The organism is Arthrobacter sp. NicSoilB4, from assembly GCF_019977335.1.
Lineage (GTDB): Bacteria > Actinomycetota > Actinomycetes > Actinomycetales > Micrococcaceae > Arthrobacter.
In genome coordinates this window covers 2741217-2767478 of sequence record NZ_AP024653.1, presented here as the reverse complement: position 1 = coordinate 2767478, position 26262 = coordinate 2741217, and the positions used below count along the sequence as shown (strand labels likewise).

General features: G+C 65.1%; 18 protein-coding genes. 13 read left to right on the top strand and 5 right to left on the bottom strand.

Annotation, left to right across the window (positions count from 1 at the left end):
* Positions 1-92: 92 nt before the first annotated feature.
* The 3 genes from raiA to secA all read left to right on the top strand — a co-directional run bounded on the left by raiA (position 93) and on the right by secA (position 4919).
* Positions 93-818: a ribosome-associated translation inhibitor RaiA gene (gene raiA / locus LDO13_RS12520; RefSeq protein WP_224047056.1), complete on the top strand. Its 726-nt coding sequence runs from the start codon at positions 93-95 to the stop codon at positions 816-818.
* 32 nt (positions 819-850) lie between these two features.
* Complete coding sequence (locus tag LDO13_RS12515) at positions 851-2110, top strand: crosslink repair DNA glycosylase YcaQ family protein (RefSeq protein ID WP_224047055.1); 1260 nt, start codon at positions 851-853, stop codon at positions 2108-2110.
* A 70-nt stretch (positions 2111-2180) separates the two neighbouring features.
* The gene (gene secA / locus LDO13_RS12510; protein WP_224047054.1) at positions 2181-4919 is read left to right on the top strand and encodes a preprotein translocase subunit SecA; all 2739 of its coding nucleotides are present in this window, start codon (positions 2181-2183) and stop codon (positions 4917-4919) included.
* A gap of 173 nt (positions 4920-5092) precedes the next feature.
* Here secA and LDO13_RS12505 read toward each other — a convergent pair whose 3' ends face one another.
* Together LDO13_RS12505 and LDO13_RS12500 are read right to left on the bottom strand one after the other, a co-directional pair.
* On the bottom strand, positions 5093-5587 hold the full coding sequence (locus tag LDO13_RS12505) for an Rv3235 family protein (RefSeq protein WP_224047053.1): 495 nt from the start codon (positions 5585-5587) through the stop codon (positions 5093-5095).
* 78 nt (positions 5588-5665) lie between these two features.
* Positions 5666-6457 carry a LysM domain-containing protein gene (locus tag LDO13_RS12500; RefSeq protein ID WP_224047052.1) on the bottom strand — a complete coding sequence of 264 codons (792 nt, stop codon included), beginning with the start codon at positions 6455-6457 and terminating at the stop codon, positions 5666-5668.
* A 157-nt stretch (positions 6458-6614) separates the two neighbouring features.
* On the opposite strand from LDO13_RS12500, the gene LDO13_RS12495 reads away from it, so the two are divergent.
* Positions 6615-7202 carry a hypothetical protein gene (locus LDO13_RS12495; RefSeq protein ID WP_224047051.1) on the top strand — a complete coding sequence of 196 codons (588 nt, stop codon included), beginning with the start codon at positions 6615-6617 and terminating at the stop codon, positions 7200-7202.
* 45 nt (positions 7203-7247) lie between these two features.
* On the opposite strand, the gene LDO13_RS12490 is transcribed toward LDO13_RS12495, so the two are convergent.
* Positions 7248-7463 (bottom strand): helix-turn-helix domain-containing protein, encoded by a 216-nt coding sequence (locus LDO13_RS12490; RefSeq protein WP_224047050.1) that lies wholly within the window; start codon positions 7461-7463, stop codon positions 7248-7250.
* Between the two features lie 148 nt (positions 7464-7611).
* Between LDO13_RS12490 and LDO13_RS12485 the strand changes: the two genes are divergently transcribed.
* The 4 genes from LDO13_RS12485 to LDO13_RS12470 are packed head-to-tail and all read left to right on the top strand — an operon-like array spanning position 7612 to position 15978.
* The gene (locus LDO13_RS12485; RefSeq protein WP_224047049.1) at positions 7612-8256 is read left to right on the top strand and encodes a hypothetical protein; all 645 of its coding nucleotides are present in this window, start codon (positions 7612-7614) and stop codon (positions 8254-8256) included.
* Complete coding sequence (locus LDO13_RS12480) at positions 8253-9554, top strand: P-loop NTPase (protein WP_224047048.1); 1302 nt, start codon at positions 8253-8255, stop codon at positions 9552-9554. Before LDO13_RS12485 ends, LDO13_RS12480 begins: the two co-directional genes overlap by 4 nt.
* Before the next feature lie 58 nt (positions 9555-9612).
* Positions 9613-14478 carry an NAD-glutamate dehydrogenase gene (locus LDO13_RS12475; protein ID WP_224047047.1) on the top strand — a complete coding sequence of 1622 codons (4866 nt, stop codon included), beginning with the start codon at positions 9613-9615 and terminating at the stop codon, positions 14476-14478.
* A 30-nt stretch (positions 14479-14508) separates the two neighbouring features.
* Positions 14509-15978: a PAS domain-containing sensor histidine kinase gene (locus tag LDO13_RS12470; protein WP_224047046.1), complete on the top strand. Its 1470-nt coding sequence runs from the start codon at positions 14509-14511 to the stop codon at positions 15976-15978.
* Positions 15979-16136: 158 nt separating this feature from the next.
* Here LDO13_RS12470 and LDO13_RS12465 read toward each other — a convergent pair whose 3' ends face one another.
* Complete coding sequence (locus tag LDO13_RS12465) at positions 16137-16385, bottom strand: WhiB family transcriptional regulator (RefSeq protein ID WP_003804966.1); 249 nt, start codon at positions 16383-16385, stop codon at positions 16137-16139.
* A gap of 339 nt (positions 16386-16724) precedes the next feature.
* Between LDO13_RS12465 and LDO13_RS12460 the strand changes: the two genes are divergently transcribed.
* Entirely contained in the window at positions 16725-17105 is a 381-nt protein-coding gene (locus tag LDO13_RS12460) for a hypothetical protein (RefSeq protein WP_224049775.1), read from the top strand.
* Here LDO13_RS12460 and LDO13_RS12455 read toward each other — a convergent pair.
* Positions 17059-21087, bottom strand: a complete 4029-nt coding sequence (locus tag LDO13_RS12455; RefSeq protein WP_224047045.1) for an FtsK/SpoIIIE domain-containing protein — start codon at positions 21085-21087, stop codon at positions 17059-17061. The genes LDO13_RS12460 and LDO13_RS12455 overlap by 47 nt on opposite strands.
* Positions 21088-21330: 243 nt before the next feature.
* Here LDO13_RS12455 and glf point away from each other — a divergent pair, with 243 nt between their 5' ends.
* The 4 genes from glf (at position 21331) to LDO13_RS12435 (ending at position 26116) form a co-directional block, all read left to right on the top strand.
* Positions 21331-22518 (top strand): UDP-galactopyranose mutase, encoded by a 1188-nt coding sequence (gene glf / locus LDO13_RS12450; RefSeq protein ID WP_224047044.1) that lies wholly within the window; start codon positions 21331-21333, stop codon positions 22516-22518.
* A gap of 80 nt (positions 22519-22598) precedes the next feature.
* Complete coding sequence (locus LDO13_RS12445) at positions 22599-24512, top strand: glycosyltransferase (RefSeq protein ID WP_224047043.1); 1914 nt, start codon at positions 22599-22601, stop codon at positions 24510-24512.
* Positions 24509-25390, top strand: coding sequence for an ABC transporter permease (locus LDO13_RS12440; protein WP_224047042.1), 882 nt, complete (start codon positions 24509-24511; stop codon positions 25388-25390). Before LDO13_RS12445 ends, LDO13_RS12440 begins: the two co-directional genes overlap by 4 nt.
* The gene (locus tag LDO13_RS12435) at positions 25391-26116 is read left to right on the top strand and encodes an ABC transporter ATP-binding protein (RefSeq protein ID WP_224047041.1); all 726 of its coding nucleotides are present in this window, start codon (positions 25391-25393) and stop codon (positions 26114-26116) included.
* Positions 26117-26262 lie beyond the last annotated feature (146 nt).

The window sequence follows — 26262 nt, the reverse complement described above, 5'->3', positions numbered from 1 at the left end:
GTCGATAGCGGCTCGGAAAGGGGCTCGACTGTCAGTCAGAACAGCCCCGGGAAGTGCCGCCGTCGTGTCACCGAAGTCATTTGGAGGGCACCATGGAGTTCATGATCAGCGGACGCAATTTGACGGTCTCGGACCGGTTCCGCGAGTACGCCGACGAGAAGATCTCGAAGATCGCGTCGCTGGGGGACAAGGTCCAGAGGGTGGACGCGAAGGTTTCCAAGGAGACCAAAGCCCGGCAGACCGACGAGATGCTCACGGTTGAGCTGACCGTCCTGGGCCGTGGCCCCGTCATTCGTGCCGAAGCCAGCGCCGCCGACAAGTTCGCCGCATTCGATCTTGCCTATAACAAGCTTCTTGAACGCCTGCGCCGGGCGAAGGACCGCAAGAAGGTCCATCACGGCAGGCATACCCCCAAGTCCGTCACTGAAGCGACGGCAACCCTCGAACCTGCGAGCACCAGCGAGCCCATTTACGAAGAGGCGAACCACTGGCTTGAGCCCAAGGAAGCCCCCGCCGAAAAGTCGCCGTATGAGGTCGAGAACGATATCCCGGCCGGAGACTCGCCCGTGCTCATCCGCCGGAAAGTCTTTCCCGCAGCATCCATCACGCTCGACGACGCCGTCGACAACATGGAGCTCGTGGGGCACGACTTCTACCTCTTCGTGGACAAGGAGACCAAGGCACCGTCCGTCGTGTACCGCCGGGACGGGTGGACATACGGAGTGATCTCCCTTGACCAGACCTGCGAGCCGGGTGCCGCTGCGCTGGAAGAGAAGATCCTCGCCTACCGTTCCGAGGATGAGCCCGCAACCGCATAAGCTGGTGCTGACCAACCGACGAAGGGACTGACGTGCAGGAATTGCTGAGCCTCAAGCAGGCCCGGCGGATCGCACTGGCAGCCCAGGGATTGGACAAGGTACGGCCCGCCGGACCCGTGACTGCACGGGCGGTGGGCCGTACCTTTGCCCGCCTCCAGCTGGTCCAGATCGACTCCGTCAATGTGTTGTCGCGAAGCCACTACCTGCCGTTCTTTTCCCGGCTTGGGAACTACGACCGCGCCATCCTTCAACGGATGGCCGGCAGCCACCCGCGCCGCATGATGGAGTACTGGGCCCACGAGGCCAGCTTCATCCGGCCCGACCACTTCCAGGACCTGCTGCTGTGGCAGAGCCGGAAATGGGTGGGGGCGCATGCCATGGACCCCGAGCTGCGGAGCGCTGTCGCCGAGCGGGTGCTCGAGGCATTGGCCGCCGGCCGGCCCATGACCGCCGCCGAACTGACAGCCCGACTGGGCCACGTGGAGGACAAACTGCAGGACAACTGGGGGTGGAACTGGAACGCCGTAAAGCGGGTCCTGGAGCACCTCTTCGAAGCCGGCCTCATTTCGGCCGCGTCCCGCACGGAATCCTTTGAACGGCGATACACCCTGACCGCAAAGGTCCTGCCGGACAGGCCGGACCCGGAACGCCACGCCGCGGACGCCGGGCAGGAGCCGGCGGCTGCGCTGGTCCGCCTGATCGATGCCGCCGCCCAGGCCCACGGAATCGGCACGCTGCGGTGTTTCGCCGATTACTTCCGGACGCCCATGCGTGCCTCCGCCATTGCCGTGGAACACCTCGTCGACGCAGGCCGGCTGCTGCCCGTCACCGTGACCGGCTGGAACAAGCCCGTCTACCGGCACATCGAGGCAAGACTCCCGCGCACGGCCACGGGCCGCGCACTGCTGAGCCCCTTCGACTCGCTGGTCTTCGAGCGGCGTCGGCTCGAGGACCTGTTCGGTTTTCATTACCGCATCGAGATCTACACGCCGGAGCCGAAGCGCCGCTTTGGCTACTACGTGCTGCCGTTCCTCCTGCGCGACGGAATCGTGGCCCGAGTCGACCTCAAGGCGGACCGGGCCAACGGCCTCCTGCTGGCCAGGGCCGCCCACGCGGAGCCCGGCGCTCCCGCCGACACCGCCGTCGAACTCGCCGCGGAACTGCAGCTCATGGCAGAGTGGCTGGAACTGGACCGAATTGTTGTTTCCCCGAGAGGGGATCTGGCGCCGTCACTCGCTGACGCCGTGTCCGGCGCGGGAAGCGGTGTATCCGCTCTGAGGGAACAGGCGTAACCGGCGTCGCGTCTCTCCCGTAGACTAAACACGCCAGAATTCGGCAGCTTGAGACTGGGAGCAACTTCACGTGGCATCACTTATCGAAAAACTTCTCCGCACGGGTGATAAGAAGACCCTGAGGCAACTGCGGAACTATGCCGATTCCATCAATGCCCTGGAAAGCTCCCTCCAGACGTTCACCGACGCCGAACTGCGCGAGGAGACCGACCGTCTCCGTGCGCGCCACGCTGACGGCGAGAAGCTCGACGACCTCCTGCCTGAGGCGTTCGCCGCCGTCCGCGAAGCCTCCTCGCGCACGCTTGGCATGCGCCACTTCGACGTCCAGCTGATGGGTGGCGCTGCCCTGCACCTGGGCAACATCTCGGAGATGAAGACCGGCGAGGGCAAGACGCTCGTGGCCACCGCTCCGGCTTACCTCAACGCCCTGGGCGGCAACGGCGTGCACGTCATCACCGTGAACGACTACCTGGCGGAGTACCAGTCGGACCTCATGGGCCGTGTCTACCGGTTCCTCGGACTGACCAGCGGCTGCATTCTGTCCAACCAGGACCCCGCCGTGCGCCGCGAGCAGTACGCCGCTGACATCACGTACGGCACCAACAACGAATTCGGCTTCGATTACCTGCGCGACAACATGGCCTGGGACAAGTCGGAGCTGGTCCAGCGCGGCCACCACTTCGCCATCGTCGATGAGGTCGACTCGATCCTCATCGATGAGGCACGAACCCCGCTCATCATCTCCGGCCCCGCGCAGGGCGACACCAACCGCTGGTACAGCGAGTTCGCTAAGGTCGTCACCCGGCTCAAGCCCGAGGTCGACTATGAAGTCGACGAAAAGAAGCGCACCGTCGGTGTGCTCGAGGCCGGCATCGAAAAGGTCGAGGACTACCTCGGCATTCACAATCTCTACGAGTCCGCCAACACCCCCCTGATCGGCTTCCTCAACAACGCCATCAAGGCCAAGGAACTCTTCAAGCGGGACAAGGACTACGTCATCCTCGACGGCGAGGTGCTCATCGTTGACGAGCACACCGGCCGCATCCTCGCGGGCCGGCGCTACAACGAAGGCATGCACCAGGCGATCGAGGCCAAAGAAGGCGTCGAGATCAAGGCCGAGAACCAGACCCTGGCCACGGTCACGCTGCAGAACTACTTCCGTATGTACGACAAGCTGGCCGGCATGACCGGTACCGCCGAGACCGAAGCCGCCGAGTTCATGAGCACCTACACGCTCGGCGTCGTCGCCATCCCCACCAACCGGGACATGCAGCGCATCGACCAGCCGGACCTCGTGTATAAGAACGAGGCCGTCAAGTTCGACGCCGTCGTCAAGGACATCGCCGAACGGCACGAAAAGGGCCAGCCGATCCTGGTCGGCACCACCAGCGTCGAGAAGAGCGAATACCTCTCCCGGCTGCTGGCCAAGGAGGGTGTCCGGCACGAGGTCCTCAACGCCAAGAACCACGCCCGGGAAGCCGCGATCGTGGCCCAGGCCGGGCGCAAGGGCGCCGTGACCGTGGCCACCAACATGGCCGGCCGCGGCACCGACATCATGCTCGGCGGCAACGCCGAGTTCACCGCCGTCGCCGAACTTGCCAAGCGGGGGCTGGACCCGGAAGAGAACTCCGAAGAATACGAGGCGGCCTGGCCGGCGGCCTTCGAGGCCGCCAAGCAGTCCGTGAAGGACGAGCACGAGGAGGTCCTCAACCTCGGCGGCCTGTACGTGCTGGGCACCGAACGGCACGAATCGCGCCGGATCGACAACCAGTTGCGCGGCCGCTCCGGCCGCCAGGGCGACCCCGGCGAGTCCCGTTTCTACTTGTCCCTGACTGACGACCTGATGCGCCTGTTCAATTCCGGCGCGGCAGAACGGCTGATGAACAGCTCGGTGCCGGACGACGTCGCGCTCGAATCCAAGCTCGTCTCGCGTGCCATCGCCTCGGCCCAGGGCCAGGTGGAAGGCCGCAATGCCGAACAGCGCAAAAACGTCCTGAAGTACGATGATGTCTTGAACCGCCAGCGCGAAGCCATCTACGGCGACCGCCGCCGCATCCTCGAAGGCGACGACCTGCACGAGAAGGTCCAGTACTTCCTGGAAGACACGATCACCGCGTTCATCGACGGGGCCACCGCCGAGGGTACCGGGGACGACTGGGACTTCAACCTGCTGTGGTCCAACCTCAAGACCCTCTACCCGGTCAGTGTCTCACCGCGTGACCTCATTGACGAGGCCGGCGGCAAGTCGCGGATCACCGTGGACTTCCTCAAGGAAGAGATCCTCTCCGACGCGCGGCTGGTCTACCAGGCCCGTGAAGAGGCCATCGGCCACGAGAGCATGCGCGAGCTCGAGCGCCGCGTCGTCCTGTCAGTGATCGGCCGCAAGTGGCAGGAACACCTCTATGAGATGGACTACCTGAAGGAAGGCATCGGCCTCCGGGCGATGGCCCAGCGCGATCCCCTGGTGGAATACCAGCGCGAGGGCTTCATCATGTTCCAGGCCATGATGGAGGCCATCCGGGAGGAAAGTGTCGGCTTCCTGTTCAATCTTGAAGTTGAGGTGACCCCCGCCGAGGACGTGGTCGTGGCGGACGCGGCGGGCCAGCACACCGAACACCACGAGCCGCAGATCCGCGCCGCAGGGCTGGAAGCCCCCGAAAAGCCGGCCCAGCTGCAGTACACCGCCCCCGGGGAGGACGGATCGGCCCAGACGCGTGTCGAGGCCAAGTCTTCCGGCCGCTCCGGCAACCCGGCCAAGGCCGCGGCGCAGGAAGCCCCGCGCCGCGTGAACAGGAAGAAGCGGCGCTAGCTGATCGGCTAACTGCCTGGCCCGCTTCAGCCGGGGCTGACGGCACCGCCCTGAGAGCAGCAAGGAAAGAGGACCGGAACATGATCCGGTCCTCTTTCCTTGCTGCTCTCTCCTCCTTCCATTTCTGCCTTCAGTGAGCCCCAGCATGCTCCGGCGACAGCGCGCGGCGGCGGTCAGCCGATTTCCAGGACCGTGACGCGCCAGGCAAGCCTGCTGCGCTCCAGCCTCAAAGCGACGGCCCGGACCCGCAACTCCTCGACCACGACGGCGCTGGCCTCATAGACATCCGCCGACACCCTGCAGGCGTGGACCGAGCGGACGGAGGGGTTGCGGTGCAGCCGTCCGGCGGTTGGCGACGCCCCGCACGGGACCCTGCGCGTCAGCGCCGCGCGGTGCTGCAGGGCAGCGAGGCAGCGCTCGTCGAGCCTCCGGGCGAGCTGCTGCGCGGGCCGGATGCCGGCCAGCACCTCGATGGCGGCCTGAACCGTGCTGCGGGAAATCGCACAGATCTCCCGGGTTTCATCGGCGGCCCGCATTGGCGGCGCTTGTGGTCCCACTGGACCGGAAGGAGTGTCCTCGAAGGCTGCAGGTGCCGCGCCGCCTGGAACCAGGCGCAGGGGCGAAGCGGGGGATACGTGGGCTTCTGCGGCGGCGCGGGGGCTGGTCATGGTGCTTCCTTTGCTGGTGGGTTGGCTGTTGAAAGTTCGCGGTGGTTCGTGTCGATCCGACTGGGTTCCGACGGTTTGTCAGGGGCCGGGTGGAATCCTGAGGATCTGGCCCGGGCGCAGGAAGTGGGGGTTGGCGCCGATGACGTCCCTGTTGGCCTGGTAGATCCGGGGCCAGTCCAGGGCGATGTCGACGTCGGAGGCGAAGGGCCCCAGCCTGGCCGCGGACAGGCTCCACAGCGAATCCCCCGTGTGCACTGTCACCTCTGCTCCCTGGCCGGCGGGTTGCGGAAGGCGAAGCGGGGGGCCCGTCAACGGGCCGGGTTCGATGACCGGGCTGAGCGGCCGCCATTGCGGATGGGCGGCCACGGAGGTGCCGGGTGGCACGGCGGGCGGAACTGCGGGCGGCGCAGGTGCCGCCGTCGGGGTCCACGCTGCGGATGCTTCGACGGGCGCGGAGGCCGCCGCGCCGGGCGCCGATGGCAAGGTGGACGCAGTGGCGAGCGGTGCGGTGAGCAGTTGGAGTCCGACGGCGGCAAAGGCGAGACGGCGCATGAAGGCGGGTGCGAACTTTCCCGCAGCAGACGCGGCGCGGTCCTTCCCGGACCGTTCCAGGAGCGCCGCCGCGACGGCAATGGCAAGGGACATGACCCACCAGACGGTCACGATGAGTCCTGCAGTGTTCGCCACGATGCCGAGCTGATCCTCGAACCCGAGGGACTCGTGGTGTGCCGAGGATGACCGCCACCGCTCGACAATGCGGCCTCCCGTTACGGCGAGAAACAGTCCCAGCACCAGGATGACGGCCGCCATGGCCGCGTCGGCGGGAAGCACACGGCGGCGCCGGGACTTGAGGAGTTCTGCTGCTCTCATGTTCTGTCCGCCTCATCGTGTAGTGGTCCAGTGCGATGTTGTTTGATGCTGTTTAATGCGATTAAACACAGTTTGATCCCGATGTGGCCGTTTTGTCTATAGTTGATTGGAAAGTGGGACGGTTGACCGCGCGGAGGGGCTCGCCTACGCTGGCGCCATGCGCTGGGATGCCCTCTTTGACGATCTGGAAACCCAGATGGCCGCCGGGGAGCGCCTGGATCTCGACGCGGAAATCACGGAGCGGACGCGGACAGAGGAGGCCGCCGTGGAGCTCGCGGATCGGCTTCGCGGCTCGCTGGGACGGCTGATTGTGGTCCAGCTCGCGTCCGGATCGACGATCGAGGGGACCTTGAGCCACGCGGGAAGCCAAGCGCTGGTGCTGGATGAAGCTCGGCACCAGGTGCTTGTTCCCTATGCCTCGGCGGTCCGCTACCTCGGGCTCTCCCGGCTGGCCATAGCCGAGCCTTCCAAGGTCCGGCAGAGGCTTGGCCTGGCCAACGCCCTGCGCGGCCTTTCCAGGGACCGCGCCGGACTGGCCGTCCTGCTGTCGGGAGGCTTAGAGGGGGAAACGACGCTCTTCGGCGTGATTGACCGCGTCGGCCGCGACTACTTTGACCTGGCGGTAACCGGGGACGCTGAGGAGCGCCGGGCGGCCAAGGTCCGGCAGCTGGCGACCATTCCCTTCTCAGCGCTGGCCGGAATCAGGTCGGCCCGGACTCCTGGCTATCCAGCGTCCGGGAAGTAGGCGGCTGCCAGATGCGGCACCGCGGCCGGCCGCGGCATGTCCGGCTCAGCGGGACTTGGACTTGGCCTCTTCGATCATCCGGCTGGCTTCCGCATACCGCTCTTCGATGTACTGCTCGAGCATCTTCTCCTCGACACGCCACTGGCCGCGTCCGCCCACTTGAATGGCCTTGAGCTCGCCGCTGCGCACCAGCGCGTAGGCGGCCGGGGCATTGATCTGAAGCTGTTCTGCGACGTCGGCGAGGGTCAGGAATCGGGGCATGACTCCATTTTGCCACCGATGGCTCCGTCTGGGGCTGTTATCCACAGTTTGCACGTCTTTGTTCCGGAGGCTTCCCGCCGGGCCACGAAGACGTAACAATGATCTTGCCCGGCCAGTTTCGGGCGGCGACTACAGGGGGAGCGGGCGCATGAGTGTGAGCACAGTGGCTGGCGGGGCGAGGCTGAAGAAACCGTCCTGGAAAGATCCCAAGCTCATTGTTGGCATTCTGCTCGTCCTGGCCTCCGTCGTGGGGGTCCTTTCCCTGGTTGGGGCCGCGGATCAAACAGCCGAGGCGTACACCGCGCGGGAAGCGATCGCAGTGGGCGAAACGCTGACCGTGGAAAAACTGAACCGGGTCAAGGTCCGTCTTGGCGACCTTGAGCAGCACTATCTGACGCCCGCGACCGGTGTGGCTGACGGTCTCGTGGCCGCCCAGAGAATCGGCAAGGACCAGCTGGTGCCGCGCGAGAGCCTCGGGCAGCCGGACGGACTGGGCCGAAAGCCGGTCGCAGTCACGATTGATGAGGCCCTTCCGGCCCAGGCGGTTGCGGGCTCCCGGGTGGACGTCTGGGTGGCGCTGCCCGATACCCGGAACGGGTTCAGCCAGCCAACGCTGCTGCTTCCGGGCGCGGAAATCGCCCAGATCACTGCGGGAAGCACTGCCCTGGGCTCCGCGCGGTCCACTGTCGTCATGGTGCTTGTTGCGGACGGGCGGATGCCGGATCTGCTGGGAGCGCAGGCCAACAAGGCAAAGATCTCGGTGGTCTGGAACCCCGGTGGGGCAGGCCAGTGAGCATACCCGTCGTCACGGTCGGAGACTCGCGCGAAGACCTCGTCGGCCGGCTGGAGCGCCTCCACGGGCCGGTATCGGTTGTTCGGCGGTGCAGCGAACTGGCGGAGCTGCTGGCGGCGTGCCAAGGCGGACTGGCCCGTGCAGCCGTCGTTGCGGACGGCAGTGAGGACTTGACGGCATCGCTGGTGGACCGGCTGTCCGCCGTCGGGGTTGCAGTCCTGGCCCTGACGGATGATGCGGAGGAAATCATCCGGCTCCGGGGGATCGGTGTGGCAGCCGAGGCGACCGGAGTCGATGCTGCGGCCCTTGCCAACCGCATCGCGGAGGCTGTGGCAATGCTGGCCGGGACTGATCGGCCGCAGGTTGACACCCCCAGCGGCGCCGGTCCCGCGCCCGGACAGCCCGGCGGCAGAGCCGGGGAATGGCCGGAGCGATCTGCCGAGGGGCAGATCATTGCGGTGTGGGGACCGGCAGGTTCGCCGGGCCGGACCCTGCTCGCGGCCAATATGGCGGCTGAGCTCGCAGCCGCGGGAAAATCGGTGCTCTTGGTGGACGCCGACAGCTATGGTGCCAGCGTCGCCGCCATGCTTGGACTGCTGGACGAGGCGGCCGGGCTGGCGCAGGCCTGCCGGCTGGCGGACCAGGGCCTCCTCGACGCGGACGCCCTGCTCAGGATTGCGGCACCGGTGGTCACCAGAAAGGGAACCTTCCGGGTGCTCACCGGAATCACCCGGGCGGACCGCTGGACGGAACTCCGCGCCGCGGCGCTCTCACTGGTGCTGGACCGGGCAAGGGAAATCGCTGAAGTCACTGTCATTGACACCGGGTTTTGCCTTGAATCCGACGAAGAGCTGAGCTTCGACTCCATGGCGCCGCGCCGGAACGCCGCGACGCTGAGGAGTCTTGAACTGGCTGACACAGTGTTCGCAGTCGGGGCGGCGGACTCGATCGGAGTCCCGAGGCTGGTTCGTGCCCTGGCCGAACTTGAGTCGGCTGTTCCGCAGGCGGCCCCGCGGGTGGTCCTGAACAAGGTGCGGCAGTCCGCGGTGGGCCGTTCCCCGGAGCGGCAGCTCCGCGAAGCCTGGGAGCGGTACGGCCCCGGCGTTCCGGTCTCTGCCTTCCTCCCGGCCGATCCTGTCTCGAGCGATGCGGCACTCCTCACGGGGTCCCTCCTGCTGGAGGCCGCGCCGGATTCCCCGCTCCGGATGGGCATCGCCGCACTGGTTTGTGCACCCGTCCAGCGAAATCGCAGATCCTCTGTATTTTCTTCCACAGCGAAGCGTCCGCCAAAGGGCTAGGCTCGCCATGAGGGCCGCAACGAAGCGGCCATGAACTTTTTGATGGAGGCGTTTGTCGATGTCGTCTGGGTCCAGCGTGGAGGATCAGCCCGTTTCGATCGGTACCGGAGAAGGCTACCTGAAGGACTACTACGAGCACCTTGCCGAGGAAGACGCCCGCGCGTATCCCGGGGAACTGCTGGCGGCACGGGCCGAGACGCACCGCCTCACAGCGGCGCACCGATTCCCTGGCAGCGCCAACATCACCATCGCCGACGAGCCCGACCGCAGCGTCGTCTACATCGTCACCGACGACATGCCCTTCCTCGTGGACTCGGTCAACGCCGAGCTGGTCCGGCAGAATGCCCCCATCCGCCTTGTGATGCATCCGCTGTTCGTTGTGACCCGCAACCGGGAGAGCGGTGAACTGGTCAAGGTCGCGCGCGTCCCCTCGCACCTGGGCATTTCCAGCGGCGACACGGCAGCGATGCCCAACCTTTCGCACTTGATCGCCCAGGGGGACAACGCCTCCCATATGGAATCCTGGATCGCCGTCGAAATCGACCGCGTGGACGATGCGAAGCGCGCGGCGCTGATCGAGGGCATCGGCCGCGTGCTCGCCGACGTGCGGGCCGCCGTCGAGGACTGGCCGAAGATGAGGCGCCGGGCCATCCAGATTTCAGAGGACCTCGACAAGCTGGCCAATCCCGCGCAGATCGCCGAACTCCGCCAGGCCCAGGAACTGCTCCGCTGGCTGGATGACGGGAACTTCACCTTCCTCGGCTACCGCGAGTATGACCTCAAGAACGAATCCGGCGAGGATGTGCTGGAACCCCGCGAGGAGAGCGGCCTCGGGCTGCTGCGCGGAGGAGCGGACACCCCGCACCAGATCCAGCACCTCACGGAGGCCGGCCGGAAGAAGGCCCGCGAAAAGCGCGCGCTCGTCATCACCAAGGCAAATTCCCGCTCCACCGTGCACCGCTCCGCCTACCTTGACTACATCGGCGTCAAGAGCTTCGACGCGGCCGGCAATGTCAACGGCGAGCGCCGCTTCATCGGGCTGTTCGCCACCACCGCGTACGCGGGATCTGTGCGTGACATCCCGGTAGTGCGCGAGAAGGTCGCCGCGGTCTTGAGCGACGCCGGCTTCCCGCCGGACTCCCACTCCGGCAAGGACCTGCTGGGCATCCTCGAAACCTACCCCCGCGACGAACTCTTCCAGATCGAAATCCCGGATCTGGCCGCCATAGCGACCGGCATCCAGCGGCTGCAGGAGCGACGACGGACCCGGCTGTTCCTCCGGCCGGACATCTACGGCCGCTTCATGTCGGCCCTCGTTTACCTCCCGCGTGACCGGTACACCACAAACGTGCGCCTCCGCATCGAGGAGGAGCTGCGGGAGACCTTCGATGCCGTTTCCATCGACTATGAGGCGCGGATGACGGAATCCGCGCTTGCCCGGCTCTTCTTCCGGATCAGGCTTCCGAAGAACGCCGACGTCAGCAGCATCAACACCGACGATCTCGAGAAGCGGCTCGTCCGGGCCGCCCGCTCCTGGAGCGAGGGCATCGCTGAGGTCCTGCACGCCCGTGCCGACGCCTCCGGCGCCACCGAGGACGACGGGGCGAAGGAACGTGCCGCCGTTTGGGCCGAGGCCTTCCCCGCAAGCTACCGCGTCGACTACGAGGTGGAGGATGCCCTGGAGGACATCGCCCGCTTCGAGAAGTACGGTGCGGGCGCCGGGGAAGACGGAAAAGAGCAGCCCGGCGTCCACGTCTACCTCCCCGAAGGCGCCGGAGCGACGCTGGAAGAGGACGCCCGGGTCAAGCTGTACATGCTCGAGCCGAAGAGCCTCAGCCAGATCCTGCCGTACTTCCACAACCTGGGCCTGGAAGTCCTGGACGAACGCCCATTCGAGATCGAAACGGCGGACCAGCGTGACTTCTTCCTCTACGACCTGGGCTTGAAGTACCCGGCCGGGGTGGAGCCCCTCAAGACCGGGCAGCTGCTCGCGGAATCTTTCGGCGCCGCGGTTTCCGGCGGCGTGGAATCGGACAGCTTCGACCGGCTGGTGCTGCGCGAGGGCATGCACTGGCGCCAGGTCGTCGTGCTGCGCGCCTACGCGAAGTACATGCGGCAGATGGGCAACACCAACTCCTACGGATTCCTGGCTGACACCCTGCTGGCCAACCCTGATGTGAACCGCGGACTCATTGCGTTGTTCGAGGCCCGCTTCGATCCCGCGCTCAACGAGGACGAGCGCCGGCTCAGGCAAAAGGAGGTCCTCGGCGGACTGGACGCAGCGATTGAACAGGTCGCGACCCTCGACGCAGACCGCGTGCTTCGCACGTTCAAGAACCTGATCCAGGCGACGCTGCGGACCAACTACTACCAGAACAAGCCGCACCTCAGTTTCAAGCTGAACCCGTCGGCGATTGACGGACTGCCGTTCCCTAGGCCCATGTTCGAAATCTGGGTATACTCGCCCCGGGTCGAGGGTGTTCATCTGCGCTTCGGCAAGGTGGCCCGCGGCGGACTGCGCTGGTCTGACCGCCGCGAGGACTTCCGCACGGAAATCCTCGGCCTGGTCAAGGCCCAGACCGTCAAGAACGCCGTGATCGTGCCCACCGGTGCAAAGGGCGGGTTCTACGCCAAGCAGCTCCCGGACCCGGCGGCGGACCGCAGCGCCTGGATGGCGGAGGGCGTTGAAAGCTACAAAACGTTTATCCGCGGCCTCCTGGACGTCACCGACAACCTCATCACGACGCCGGAGGGCGAGCAGCTGGTGCCGCCGGCCGACGTCGTGCGGCACGACGACGACGATTCCTACCTCGTTGTCGCGGCCGACAAGGGCACGGCCTCGTTCTCCGACATCGCCAACGGACTGGCCGCGGAATACGGTTTCTGGCTCGGCGATGCCTTCGCCTCCGGCGGCTCGGTCGGTTACGACCACAAGGCCATGGGCATCACCGCCCGCGGTGCCTGGGAGTCGGTCAAGCGCCACTTCAGCGAGCTGGACCTGGACACCCAGGCCGAGCCGTTTACGGTGGTGGGCGTCGGCGACATGTCAGGCGACGTGTTCGGCAACGGCATGCTGCTCTCGAAGCACATCCGGCTGCTCGCGGCCTTTGACCACCGGCACATCTTCCTCGATCCCACCCCGGACGAGGCCGTCTCCTTCGCCGAGCGCCAGCGGCTCTTCGAGCTGCCCCGTTCCTCGTGGGACGACTACAACAAGGCATTGATCAGCGAAGGCGGCGGCGTGTTTGCCCGCCAGGCGAAATCCATCCCGGTTTCGGAGCAGGTACGGTCCGCGCTCGGGCTGCCCGAGGGGACCACCCGGCTCAGCCCGCCCGAACTGCTGCGGGCGATCCTGCTTGCCCCGGCGGACCTGCTGTACAACGGCGGAATCGGCACCTACGTCAAGGCCAGCACGGAAACGAATGCCGAGGTCGGGGACAAGGCCAACGACTCCATCCGCGTCGACGGCCGGGAGCTGCGCGTCAAGGTGGTCGGCGAAGGCGGCAACCTGGGCATGACGCAGCGCGGCCGCATCGAGGCCGCGCTCCAGGGCGTCATCTTGAACACGGATGCGATCGATAACTCCGCCGGGGTGGACTGCTCCGACCACGAGGTCAACATCAAGATCTTCGTGGACCGGATGGTGGCCGCGGGGAAGCTGGATCCTGCGGAGCGTTCGGAGTTCCTGGCCTCGATGACCGATGAAGTCGGCAGGCTCGTGCTGGAGGACAACATCGATCAGAACATTCTGCTGCTCAACGACCGGATGCGGGTTTCCGAATGGAGTCCCAGCTACGAACGCCTGATGGACTGGCTGGAGAAGCACGCGGAGCTGAAGCGTGACCTGGAGGCGCTGCCGACGACCGAGACGCTGCGTGAGCGGCTGGAACAGGGCCAGGGCCTGACCTCGCCCGAACTGTCCGTGCTGGCCGCCTACGCCAAGATCGAACTCGCCTCGGCGCTCAGGGACAGCGACCTGGCCGACGATCCGTGGTTCAAGGACACACTCCGGGCCTACTTCCCGCAACAGCTGCGGGACAGGTTCGACGCCGATCTCGACACCCACCCGCTGCGGCGCGAGATCATCGCGACCGTCGTGGCGAACGACATGATCAACATGGGCGGCATCACCTTCGCGTTCCGCGCCATGGAGGAGACTTCGGCCACCGAGGCCGCCGTCGCCAAGTCATTCGTGGCGCTCCGTGAAGTCTACGAACTGGACATCATGGTCGCGGAGCTCAACGAACTGCCCGCGTCCTTCCCGACGGAGCACTGGAGCACCGTCCACCTGGACATCCGCCGGCTCCTGGACCGGGCCGTGCGGTGGGTCCTGAGCCAGGGCAACGCATCCCGGCCCATCGCCGAGATCGTTGGCGAGTTCAAGCCGCTGATGGATCCGATGCGGGCCCGGCTGCTGGACTACCTGCGCGGCGACGACCGTGCGCGGGTGGCCGAGTGGCTCGAGAAGGCGAGGGGGTGGGAACTGCCTGAGGACCTGGCGCACCGTTGGGCGGAACTGTTCGAGAGCTTCGTGTTGCTCGACATCGCCAAGATTGTGCACGTCAGCCCGGAACCCGTCGAGAACATCGCCCACGTCTACTACACGGTGTTCAACCGTTTCCACGCCGACTCCCTGCTCGAACGCATCACCAAACTGCCCAGGAAGGACCGCTGGCAGGCCCTGGCCCGCGCGGCCCTCCGTGACGATCTCTACTCGACCGTTTCGGACATGACGACGGCGGTGCTGGAGGCTACCGCTCCGGGGATGCCTGCGGAGGAACGGCTTGCGGCGTGGGAAAGCCAGAATGTTGAGCAGCTGGACCGGGCGAAGAGCATGTTTGACGAGGTGAACGCCCTCGAAGCCGATGACATGGCCTCGCTGTCGGTAGCATTGAGGCTCTTGAGGTCAATCGTTCGACGCTAGGCAACTGCCGGCGTCGCAAATGGAGGTGCTGTGGCAATCTTTACGGACCCTATCAGGGAGCATGCTGATTTCGGGCCGGGGGATGCCGAGTGGTTGCACCTCCTTGTCGGCGACTGGCAGATGGTCGCGGACCTGGCGTTCGCGGACCTGGCATTGTGGTTTCCGCACCCTGAGTTCGGCTACGTGGCACTGGCCCACGTCCGCCCCTCCACCACGCACACGGTGTTCCATGCCGACTTCGTGGGGGAGGGGATCAGGTCGGACCTGAAACCCCTCGTGGACAAGGCGTGGGAGAGCCGCACGATCGAGCGCTCCAACGAGACCAACTGGAGCAGCGACATGGCCCTGCGGGTCGAGGCGGTGCCGATGGTCCGCAACGGCCGGACGCTCGCCATTGTCACGACCCACATGGACCTCTCCAGCTCCCGCATGCCGTCGCGGCTGGAGCTGACCTACCGGCAGTGCGCCTACGATCTGCTGCGGATGGGCACGCTTGGGCTGTGGCCGGACTTCGCCTCGCCCACCGGCTCCCGGCGCGGCGCACCCCGCGTCGGTGACGGACTCATCAGGCTCGACGCCGAGGGCATCGTCCAGTACGCGAGCCCCAACGGGGTCTCCGCGTTCCGCCGGCTCGGCGACGGCGAGTCGCTCGAGGGCCGGAGCCTGGCCGAGGTGACTGCGGGCCTGCTGAAGGACCGCCGGCTGGTGGACGAGACCCTGCCGCTGGTTGTCACGGGACGTATGCCGTGGCGCAGTGAAATCGAATCCCGCGGGGTCAGCCTGTCGCTGCGGGCGATCCCCCTGCGTGACGAACAACAGCGCTTCGGTGCCCTGGTGCTCTGCCGCGACGTCAGCGAGCTGCGGCGGCGGGAAATGGAACTCGTCACAAAGGACGCCACGATCCGCGAGATCCACCACCGGGTGAAGAACAATCTGCAGACCGTCGCGGCGCTGCTGCGGATGCAGTCGCGGCGCATGGTCAGCGATGAGGCCAAGCAGGGACTCGAGCAGGCGATGCGAAGGGTGGCCACGATTGCCCTCGTGCATGAGACGTTGTCGCAGGGCCTGACCCAGAGTGTCGACTTCGATGAACTCATCGGCCGCCAGTTCCGGCTCTCGGCGGAGGTGGCATCCCCGTCGCAGCAGGTGAAGACGGCGCGCTCCGGACTCTTCGGCGAGCTGCCGAGTGACTTTGCCACCCCGCTGGCCCTGGTGATCAACGAGTTGGTGACGAACGCCGTCGAGCATGGCCTGGAGGGCCGGACCGGCACTGTCTGGCTGATTGCGGACCGCTCGGAAAGCGAGGACGGCGATGAACTGCTCACCGTGACGGTCGCGGATGACGGCGTCGGCATCCCTGTCACACCATATGTGGAGGGACTCGGCCTGCAGATCGTGCGCACCCTGGTGACGAGCGAATTGGGCGGGAGTATTCAGTGGCAAGCCAGGGAGGGCGGCGGAACGGCTGTCCAGATTGTCCTGAGCCTGGCTAAACGGTAACCGCTGGCTGGCGGCGGGCCGGTTCCTTGAAACCGCCCGCCGGTCCGGCAGCGGCTTAACGGGCAATGGACGCAGACGGAGGTCTGCGTCCATTGCTGTCCTGCCGCTGAGGGCGGATCGCCGGCGTCAGGAACGGGGTCTTAGGAAGTGCTCGGCCGTTAGGAGGCGCGGCGGGCGCGGGCTGCGCGGCGCTTAAGGGCGCGGCGTTCGTCTTCGCTCATACCGCCCCAGACGCCTGCATCCTGGCCGGACTCCAGCGCCCACTGGAGGCAAGTGTCAACAACAGGGCATCGACGGCAAACACTTTTGGCTTCCTCGATCTGCAGGAGGGCTGGGCCGGTGTTTCCTACGGGGAAGAAAAGCTCCGGGTCCTTGTCGAGGCACGCTGCGCGGTTACGCCAATCCATGCTGATCAGTCACTCCATTTCCTGGGCACTCGTTAAATGCCTTTGTGAAACTATTCACTAGAGGCTTCATAAGAAAGGGGCCCTCTGGGGCCCCCTCGGTCATCTGGTTTAAGCGTGTCATGTTAACGCTGCGTAAACAAGGGATAACCCGCTTCAATATGCCTCGGGATCGTGAGCGATGCATCACATTCGCTGGCGGCGCCCTCACATCTAGACGACTATGTCCGGTACTGTGCCAGTGTGTCAAGAGCCTCTGAAAACTCCTCCGAACCTGCCGGGAACGGCGACGACCTTCCCGCAGGCTCCCCCGCCTCCGGCCATCCCGCCCGGCCCTCCGGCATCCTGGTGATTGGGATCGTCGTTGCGCTTGAGGCGACTGCGCTGCTGGTGGCGGCCTTCTGGTACGGAAGCCAACTGCTGACCGGCGCCCCGGTGCTCTCCTTCTGGGGCGCGGTGTTTACGTTGGGGCTGCTGCTGGCCTTCGCCGCCTGGCTCTTTGCGGTGGCCACTTTCCTGTTCCGCGGCTACCGCTGGCCGCGTGCCGGCGCGCTGGTGGCCCAGCTCTTCACTCTTACCATCGGCTTTCCGACCATGACGGGCGGGTACCCCTTGGCGGGACTGGCCATGCTCTTGCCGGCGGTTCTCGCCATTGTGCTGCTTTTTGACAAGCGCGTCATTGCGTTCGCTTCCCGTGCAGGCGGGGCTCCGCCGGCCCTGTAGCCAGTGCCTCACGGTCCTCTGGCGCTTTGCTGCCTGCTGCAGGACCGAACGCCAACTGCACCGCCTGCGGGCGGCCGTCCGAAACCACGACCGCACGTCCCGGGGGAGGATTGTGCTCGAGGTCGAAACGGACGCCGAACAGTTCTCCGTCGAGAAGGCTCTGCGGGGCGATCAGGACGCCGCGAACCTGGCCGGTCGCGTTCTGGACCAGCGGAACCCGTTGCCGGATGCCCGGGCTGAATCCTGCAGTGAGAACCACCCGCCAGCCGAGCCTGTTCAGCAGGAGCACCCGGCTGTTGGCTTCCGGCGACTGCAGATCGAGGTCGTCCGCCAACAGAATTGCCGCCGGGTCAAGGGAGCCGGAGCACGCGGCTTCGTGGACCCCCGACCAGTACGGCTCCGGATCTGTCTCCGCCGGGGCCCGAAGCCAGCGGGCCTCCGGATTGAGGCCCGGCAGGGCAGCTAGTAGCGAAGTCTTCCCGGACGCCTGGCCGCCCAGGACGGCGAGGACGTCGCCCTGTGACAGCTGGATGCCCGCCGGGCGGAGCTCGTCGCCTCCGACGCCAAGGCACACGTAGCCGGGCAGGGGAGCAGGGCCCGGCCTGCGGGAGTGGACCTGAGCGACCGTGACCAGCCTGGGCAATGGCTCGATGCGGAACGGCCGGGCTCTCAGGGTGGCGGCCCCGTCCCGGACAGGAGGGGGGAGAGGCGCGAACAGCTGTCCCGCATGACCCGCTGGAGAGGATGCTGCGGACATCGGCCCAAAAACCACCACCCGGCCGGGACCTGCGTCAAGGACTGGCAGCCGGGGCCAGCCGAGGCGCCCCTCTTCCGTCGACCCGGCGGGCAGGAAGATCCGGTTGGGAACGGCAGCGAAGAACCGCGCCGTGACAAGCTCGCGTTCGCCCGCAATGAGCAGGGTGATTCCAGCCCGGGCGCCGTCGCGGACGAGGTTATGGACGAGGTCTTCGGCCCAGGCCAGCGGGCCGGATCGAAACGCCGACACCCAGGATCCCCAGCCGCACACTGCGAGAACTAGAGAAGGTGCACTGGCCCTGTGCGCCGTGCTTAGTCGCCGGTTCATTTCTTCCGAGAGCCGCTCCAGCACCCGCACGGCCCTGCGGAGTTCGTGCAGCCCCGCGACTGCCCCGACCCGGGGAGACATGACCGCTCCGCTGAGGGACCCGGCGGCATCCAAAAGGTAGAGATGCCATTCATCGTCGCAGCTGAGGAGCTGATGCACGACAAGTTCCAGGACGGCGTCGGCACCGCCGTTGTGGCCCGAGATCAATCCCAGATGACCGTGTGCCACCGGAAGCCAGCCGAATTCGGCGACCCGCTGCTCTTCAGGAAGGTCCAACACACCCAGCCGGATCCGGGTGCGGCTCCCGTCGGCGGGAAACGGCAAATTCCTGGGGAGGGGCTCTGCGACGGGACGGCGTGGTGGGCAACTGCCGGTTGCCTCCCACAGTGCGGCTACCGTTTCCGTCAGTTGGGTTGCTGCCAGGGCAGGTTGCGGGGCGGTGCTGTCCGCCAGGCCGGGGGATGAGCCAGCCGGCCGGCGGTTGAGGAATTCCATCGCCTCCATCACGGTGGGGCGGCGGGCCTTCTCCTGGACGGGCGAAGTGACCGTGGCCGACTGGAATTCCTCCGGGGCCTCGTTTCCGCGGACCAGGAAGGCGCGGCCCGGACTCGTGATCGGGATGGCGGCGGCCAGCCGGGAATTGATGATGTCGATGGATTCCATCTCGGATTGGACCCTCAGTGCGATGCAGCTGGTCACGTTCGCACGGATGTCCGCGGTCACCGCGCCCTGTGGGCGCTGGGTTGCCATGATGAGGTGTATTCCGAGGGAACGGCCGATGGCGGCAATGCGCATGAGCTCGGCAAGTGCTTCGGGCGCCTCATCAACCAGCATGCGGAATTCGTCGATGATGATCGCCAGATGGGGCAGTGCCGGTCCCGCGGGATCAAGCGACTCATAGGCCGGAAGATCCGGGGCGTTGTACGCGGCGAGGAGCTCTTCCCGACGGCGTACTTCCGCCCCCAGGGAGACGAGGGCGCGGGCTACTTCGTTGCGGTCGAGATCCGTCAGGAGCCCGACGCAGTGAACCAGGCCGGCCAACGGCCGCAGACCGGAGCCGCCCTTGAAATCAATGAACAGCAGATTGATTCGCCCGGGCGGATGGGCGGCCGCCAACGCAGCGGCCAGGGTTCGGAGGAATTCTGATTTGCCCGAACCCGTGGTGCCCGCCACCAGGAAATGGGGGCCGTCCGCCTGGAGGTCCAGCCGCAGGGGACCGGAACCTCCGACGCCGACCACGACCGGAAGACCGCGCGCTGCGACGGACTCAGTCCAACGACGGGAGATGTTCCGCGCTGAAAACGGGACCAGCCCGCCAAGTGAACAAGCCTCGGGGATGCCCGCCCGGGGGCCTGCTGACGGCGCTCCGGCCCTCAACCGGCGGCAGTTGCGGTCGAATACGTCGGCTGGAACGAGGTCAGGAGTGAACTCTAGCGAGGAGCTGGCTAATGAGAGCCGTCCGGTGCGGGCATTGAGGACGATGGCTGACTCTGAATCTGCCCTCGCGCCCGCATCCGGATCGCCGGCGCAGTCGATCACTTGCCAGCCGCTACTGACGGCCGCAACGCGCAGCGTGGCGGTTTCAGCGGCTTTGAGTATGATCAGCACTCCGCGCTCGTAGTCTCCGCCCGGTCCGGCCGCCAGGGTTTCCCGAGTGAAAGCCTCTTCCGTGGAGAGAGTTGCGGCCGCCAGGAAGCGCGCGGCAAGGAGCGCCGGGGTTGGGCCATGAATGTGGATCCTGGTCCGCCGGGCAGCCGGGTAGCAGGCAAGCTGCAGCACAAAGGATCTGAGCAGCCCCGCCACCGCAGCTTCGGGACCACGAAGGCTCGTCACGATGGTCCTGGGATCCAGGGTCACGGGCATCATTCCGAGCGGCGGTGGCCGAAACCCGGAATCTGGCGGGTCGAGCCGGAGGTTCGCGCCTTGCCGCGCCAGCCCGAGCCGCAGCCAGACGGGTCCCGTGCTGGCAGAAACCTCTGACCTGGGTTCGGGGAATGAGCATCGCAGGGACAACGCGCTTGCAGACGGAGCGGCCCGCCGTCGTCGTTCCGTGTCCGCACGTGCGGTCGCGGCGACGGCTGCCCTCAATTCGCGGCGTTGTCTTCTGCCCGACACCAGGGGCACCAGGACCGAAACCGCTGACACGGCCGTGAAGGCCAGGAACATCCACATTCCAGTCACCACCACCAGACCGGCTCCGATGGCCAGCGGCAGAACAGCAGCCAGCATCATGGCCGACCTGCTGCTGTTCGCAGCGGGGTTGCTGACCACCAACGGTTCCGAGACATCGGATCCGGCAGAAGCCTGGCCGTCTGGGGCCAGTGCGCCGCAGAAAACCAGGGACATTGACGAGCCGCCGCACCGGATCATGGCGTCTGTCGAGAGCGCCGCAGCTTGTACCCTTTTTCCGTCGACGCTGATCCCGTTGGCACTTCCGAGATCGAGCACGGTGACGGCGGCGTCGGAGACGTCCAGCAGCGCATGTTCGCGGGACAATTCGGCATCCGGAACGACGATCTCGGTGCCGCTGCGTCCGATCCGGAACCGTCCGCGCCTTAGAGGGACGACCAGGCCGGCGCCCGGCCCGCTGTGCACGGCAAGTGCAAGGGGTGCCGCATACGGTGTGGCGGCCGGCCCTGATCCGTCCACCAGAACTGCGCTGTCGACCAGAACTGGGCGGTCCACCAGAACGGCGCCGTCGACGAGGGGCCCCTCGCCGACAGTGAACGCCGAGACCGGGAGCCGGTCAACGGTCAGTTCCCCGGTCCCGTAGCGCCGGGAGATCGCCAACTGGAGTTCCGCGCCGGGGCACGTGTCCGGCAGTTCGATGGCCAGCTCCAGGGGCCCCGACGGGAGCGCGGATCCCGGCGCCGGAACGAGCGTGCAGTGCAGCATCATCGGCTGGGGGTCCTTTCCCTCGGCGTGGTTTGAATCCCACGCTAGGCGCGGGAGCGGCGGCCCGCGCCAAGGAAATCCAGCTATGTGGAAAGTGGTGCTGACCTTGGAAAACGGACAAACGGAGGGGTTGGCGGCAAGCCCTGCCGCGGGCCTCGATTCGCCGGTTCCCTCATTGTCTCGGGTAGGCTAGAGCAGCAGACAACGCACAACGTTGCGCTGCCCATATTCGAACCAGGAGATTTTGTGACCGCTGACCTTGTCATCGTAGGGTCAGGCTTTTTCGGCCTGACAATCGCAGAACAGGCCGCCACTGAGCTGGGCTTGAAGGTTGTCGTCATCGACCGCCGCCACCACATCGGTGGTAACGCCTACAGCGAAAAAGAAGGACAAACCGGAATTGAGGTCCACCGTTACGGAGCGCACCTCTTCCACACCTCCAACGAGCGCGTCTGGGAGTACGTCAACCGTTTCACGACGTTCACCAACTACGTGCACAAGGTGTACGGCGTCCACAAGGGCGAGGTCTACTCCCTGCCCATCAACCTGGCCACGATCAACCAGTTCTTCCGGGCCAACCTCACGCCTGGCCAGGCGCAGGAACTGATCAAGGAACAGGCCGGCGAACTTGCCGGCACTGATCCGCAGAACCTGAATGACAAGGGAATCCAGCTCATCGGCCGGCCGCTTTACGAAGCGTTCATCAAGCACTACACGGGCAAACAGTGGCAGACGGACCCCAAGGACCTGCCGGCGGGAATCATTTCCCGCCTCCCCGTGCGCTACAACTACGACAACCGGTACTTCAATGACAAGTACGAGGGCCTGCCGACCAACGGCTACACCGCCTGGATCGAGAAGATGGCGGAACACCCGAACATCGAGGTCCGGCTGAACACCGACTTCTTCGACGAGTCGCACGAATACAGCAAGAACAAGGTCGTTGGCAACATTCCGGTCATCTACACCGGACCTGTCGACCGTTACTTCGATTACGCCGAAGGCGACCTCTCCTGGCGCACCATCGACTTCGAAGAAGAAGTCCTCGACGTCGGAGACTTCCAGGGAACGTCGGTGGTCAACTACAACGACGCCGATGTTGCCTACACACGCATCATCGAGCCGCGCCACTTCCACCCGGAGCGCGACTACCAGACGGAAAAGACCGTCATCATGCGCGAGTTCTCCCGGGCGGCGGAAAAGGGCGACGAGCCCTACTACCCGATCAACACCCCGGCCGACCGCGAACGCCTGCTCAAGTACCGTGACCTCGCGGCGGCCGAAAAGGACGTCCTGTTCGGCGGACGCCTCGGCACGTACAAGTACTTGGACATGCACATGGCCATAGGATCGGCGCTGACCATGTTCGACAACCAGATCCGCCCGCATTTTGAAGGTGGCGCGAAGATTGAAAGCGGGGGAGTGGACGCGTGACAGTCTCAAGTGAAGTAGAAGTTGAAACGAAACTGAGCTGGTCGACTCTGCAGAGGGTAATTCTGCCCAGCCAGAGCCAAATGGACACTGTCCCGCTCTACATGGACATGGGTGCCGCCACTGGGACGCAGCTGCCCACGGCGGGTGACCGCGAGGGAAAAACGGCCATTGCCCGCAGCTTCGCGGCCCCAACGAAAGAAGCTCATATAGAGGATTTCCTCTCCCGCAGGTCCACCTTGGTCCGTTCGGGTGAGCGTGTGTCTTTCGGAAGTTATTTCAACGCCTTCCCGGCAAGCTACTGGCGCCGATGGACAAACGTTGAGAATATTCGGCTGCAGGTACGCACCCAGGGGCCCGGCTCCGTCATTGTCTACAAATCCAATGCACGTGGGTCCCTCCAGCGGGTCGACACCCGGAGGGTTGAAGGAACAGCTGACAGCGTCTTCGAGTTGAGCTTGGCACCGTTTGGCGACGGCGGCTGGTATTGGTTCGATCTGGTCGCCGGCACGGAACCCCTTGTGATGCTCGAGGCAGAATGGCAGGGGCCGGCCGTTGAAAAGCCGTCGGGCTCCGTCACCCTGCAGATCACGACGCTGAACAAGAACGACTTCTGCCTGAACAACCTGCGTCTCATGGCGGAGAATCCTGAAGCCCTTGAGCACGTTCAGGAAGTGCTCCTTGTGGATCAGGGCTCACAAAAAGTCTCTGAGGCTGAGGGGTTTGCGGAAGTCAGGGATGCGCTCCAGGGGAAACTGAGGATCATCAACCAGTCGAACCTTGGAGGTTCCGGCGGGTTCGCCCGCGGAATGTTTGAGGCCGTTGAAAATGGCAGCGACTATGTGCTTCTTATGGATGACGACATAGTCGTCGAGCCGGAAAGCATCATTCGTCTTCTCACTTTCGCGGACCGGTGCAAGACGCCGACCATCGTCGGTGGGCACATGTTCGATCTTTACAACCGGACCGTCATGCACACGTTCGGTGAAGTTGTGAATCCGTACAGGTTCCAGCCCGCGCTGCCGAGCGAGGAAATGATTCTGGGGCACGACTTCATGTCCTCAAATCTTCGCCAAACGTCCTGGCTGCACCGTCGTGTTGACGTGGACTACAACGGCTGGTGGATGTGTCTGGTTCCTACGGCCGTTATCCGCGAGATTGGCTTGTCGCTTCCACTGTTCATCAAGTGGGATGACTCTGAGTACGGCCTGCGCGCCAAGAAGCACGGATTCCCGACCGTTTCCCTGCCGGGTTCAGCGGTTTGGCACGTTTCGTGGATCGACAAGGACGACCTGGTCGGCTGGCAGGCGTACTTCCACGCGCGCAACCGTGTGGTCGTGGCGCTGCTGCACAGCCCCTACGAGTATGGCGGGCGCGTCGTCCGCGAGTCTCACTACCATGACGTGAAACACCTCGTTTCGATGCAGTATGCAACTGTCCGGGGGCGCAACTGGGCAATGGAAGATGTCCTCAAGGGGCCGGCCGGTCTTCGGGAGCTTCTGCCGACGAAGTTGCCCGAGATCCGAAAAATGATGGCTGGTTACTCAGACTCGGTGTTCCGCCCTGACCAGGATGACTTCCCTGCACCAAAAATGGACAAGCCGCCGCGCCGGGGCCACGGCATCACACAGCCCTCGAAGGTCTCACTTCTGCCCTGGGCAGCCAAGACGGTCATTAGGCAGCTGCTTAACCCCGTGAGCGGATCAAGCATGGAGCGCCCCCAGGCGACCGTGCCGCACCAGGACAACCGTTGGTGGCGGATGGCCCAGTACGACAGCGCGGTGGTCTCCAATGCAGAGGGAACGGGTGCGTCCTGGTACAAGAGGGACCCGAAGCAGCTCCGCGAGATGCTCGCCCAGAGCGCACACCTGCACTCAGTCCTGCTCAAGGACTGGCGCGAACTGAGCGCCCAGTACCGGGCTGCCGTGGGGGATCTGACTTCGATGGAGTCATGGAGGAAGACTTTCGAGCAGCACACGCAGAACGAGATCAAGTGAGCGGCGTCAGCTTAGGCGAACTCACCACCCCCGGCGTCGGCGGCGGGATCCGCGACATCCGCCAGTCGGGGTTCTTGCTGAAGTTGTTGGTACGGAAAGAGCTCAAGGTCCGTTACAGGGGCTCCGTTCTGGGGCTGATGTGGTCCTACGTGAAGCCCGGCGTCCAATTCATTGTTTTTTACATCGCACTGGGCGTTTTTCTTGGACTGGAAAAAAGTCCCAAGAACCCTGACGGGCTCGCCAACTATGCCATCTACCTTTTCTCGGGAATTGTGCTCATCAATTTCTTTTCCGAGGCACTGGGCAATGCCGCTAGGTCGATAGTCCATAACGGCAACTTGATCAAGAAGATCTATCTTCCGCGGGAGCTGTTCCCTGTCGCCTCTGTGTGGGTTTCCGCGGTTCACTTTTTTCCGCAGCTGGTTGTGCTCGTTACAGCCTGTGTCTTTGCGGGGTGGCACCCCAATCTGCTCCAGCTCCTGGCTGCGGTCGGAGGCTTTGTCATCGTTGCACTCCTTGCCACGGGACTCGGCCTGTTGTTCGGCTCGGCAAACGTCTATTTCCGTGACTCCGAGAACATCGTCGACATGTTGCTGATGATTGCGACATGGGCTTCGCCGGTCATGTACTCGTGGACCATGGTTCGGGACAAGCTTGGGGACGTTGCTTTCGCCGTCTACCAGGCGAATCCGATCACCGTTGGAGTGGAGCTCTTCCACTACGCTTTCTGGTTGCCTACCACCGATGGTTCAGCGCCGATGCCGCCGAACTTGTTCACCCTGTGGTTGCCCGTGGGAATCGTTCTTTCGATCGCGGTCCTTGTCCTGGGCCAATTTACATTTCGTCGGCTTGAGGGCCGATTCGCGCAGGAGTTGTGAGTGGCAAACGCTATTGAAGTACGGGACGTCAGCAAGCAATTTGTGCTGCGTCACACCCGGTCGTTGAAGGAGGCCGTCGTATGGCTTGCCAAGGGTCGCCGAGGCGACCTGTCGGAGAAGTTCCACGCGCTCAAAGACGTCTCACTGACGGTAAGGACCGGAGAGTCGGTGGCGCTCCTGGGGCTGAACGGGTCCGGTAAGTCGACGCTCCTGAAGCACATATCCGGCGTCATGCTTCCCGACTCCGGCACTGTCCGTACCCGGGGACGGGTGGCCGGCCTCATTGAAGTTGGAGCGGGCTTCCACCCCGACTTGTCGGGCCGGGACAACGTCTACCTCAACGGAGCCATCCTGGGGATGACGGAGCAGCAAGTCAACGATCGCTTCGACGCCATCGTGGAGTTTGCAGAAATCGGGCAGTTTATTGACACGGAAGTGAAGTTCTACTCTTCCGGAATGTATCTGCGGTTGGCTTTTTCGGTGGCAGTCCATACGGACCCTGAGGTCTTCCTCATCGATGAAATTCTGGCGGTCGGAGACGAGCCGTTCCAGCGCAAGTGCATCTCCAAGATTCAGGAGCTTGCCCAGAACGGCAAGACGCTCGTTGTCGTCAGCCACGACCTTGACCTGGTGTCGCGCATCTGCGAGCGGGGTGTCCTCCTTGAGCACGGGAACCTGATGTTCGACGGCCCTATTGATCAGGCCGTGGCCCTTCTTCGGGCCTAGGGCCGGGCAGCGGCAGGGCTGCCCTTAAGGGGACTGAGCGTCTCAGTCCCCGAACGGGAGCACATCGACGACGACCGTTTCACTATAGGAAGAAAACTGTGACTAGTAGGCCGTCGGCGATGGTGCTTCAGGGGCGCCATATACGG

Excerpts from the sequence above, each read along its gene's own strand:
- LDO13_RS12455 (WP_224047045.1), bottom strand. The coding sequence starts at position 21,087 with ATGATGCTGCACTGCACGCTCGTTCCGGCGCCGGGATCCGCGCTCCCG.
- LDO13_RS12465 (WP_003804966.1), bottom strand. The coding sequence starts at position 16,385 with ATGGATTGGCGTAACCGCGCAGCGTGCCTCGACAAGGACCCGGAGCTT.
- LDO13_RS12445 (WP_224047043.1), top strand. The coding sequence starts at position 22,599 with ATGGACACTGTCCCGCTCTACATGGACATGGGTGCCGCCACTGGGACG.
- LDO13_RS12490 (WP_224047050.1), bottom strand. The coding sequence starts at position 7,463 with ATGCCCCGATTCCTGACCCTCGCCGACGTCGCAGAACAGCTTCAGATC.
- LDO13_RS12485 (WP_224047049.1), top strand. The coding sequence starts at position 7,612 with ATGAGTGTGAGCACAGTGGCTGGCGGGGCGAGGCTGAAGAAACCGTCC.
- LDO13_RS12475 (WP_224047047.1), top strand. The coding sequence starts at position 9,613 with ATGTCGTCTGGGTCCAGCGTGGAGGATCAGCCCGTTTCGATCGGTACC.
- raiA (WP_224047056.1), top strand. The coding sequence starts at position 93 with ATGGAGTTCATGATCAGCGGACGCAATTTGACGGTCTCGGACCGGTTC.
- LDO13_RS12500 (WP_224047052.1), bottom strand. The coding sequence starts at position 6,457 with ATGAGAGCAGCAGAACTCCTCAAGTCCCGGCGCCGCCGTGTGCTTCCC.
- LDO13_RS12505 (WP_224047053.1), bottom strand. The coding sequence starts at position 5,587 with ATGACCAGCCCCCGCGCCGCCGCAGAAGCCCACGTATCCCCCGCTTCG.
- LDO13_RS12495 (WP_224047051.1), top strand. The coding sequence starts at position 6,615 with ATGCGCTGGGATGCCCTCTTTGACGATCTGGAAACCCAGATGGCCGCC.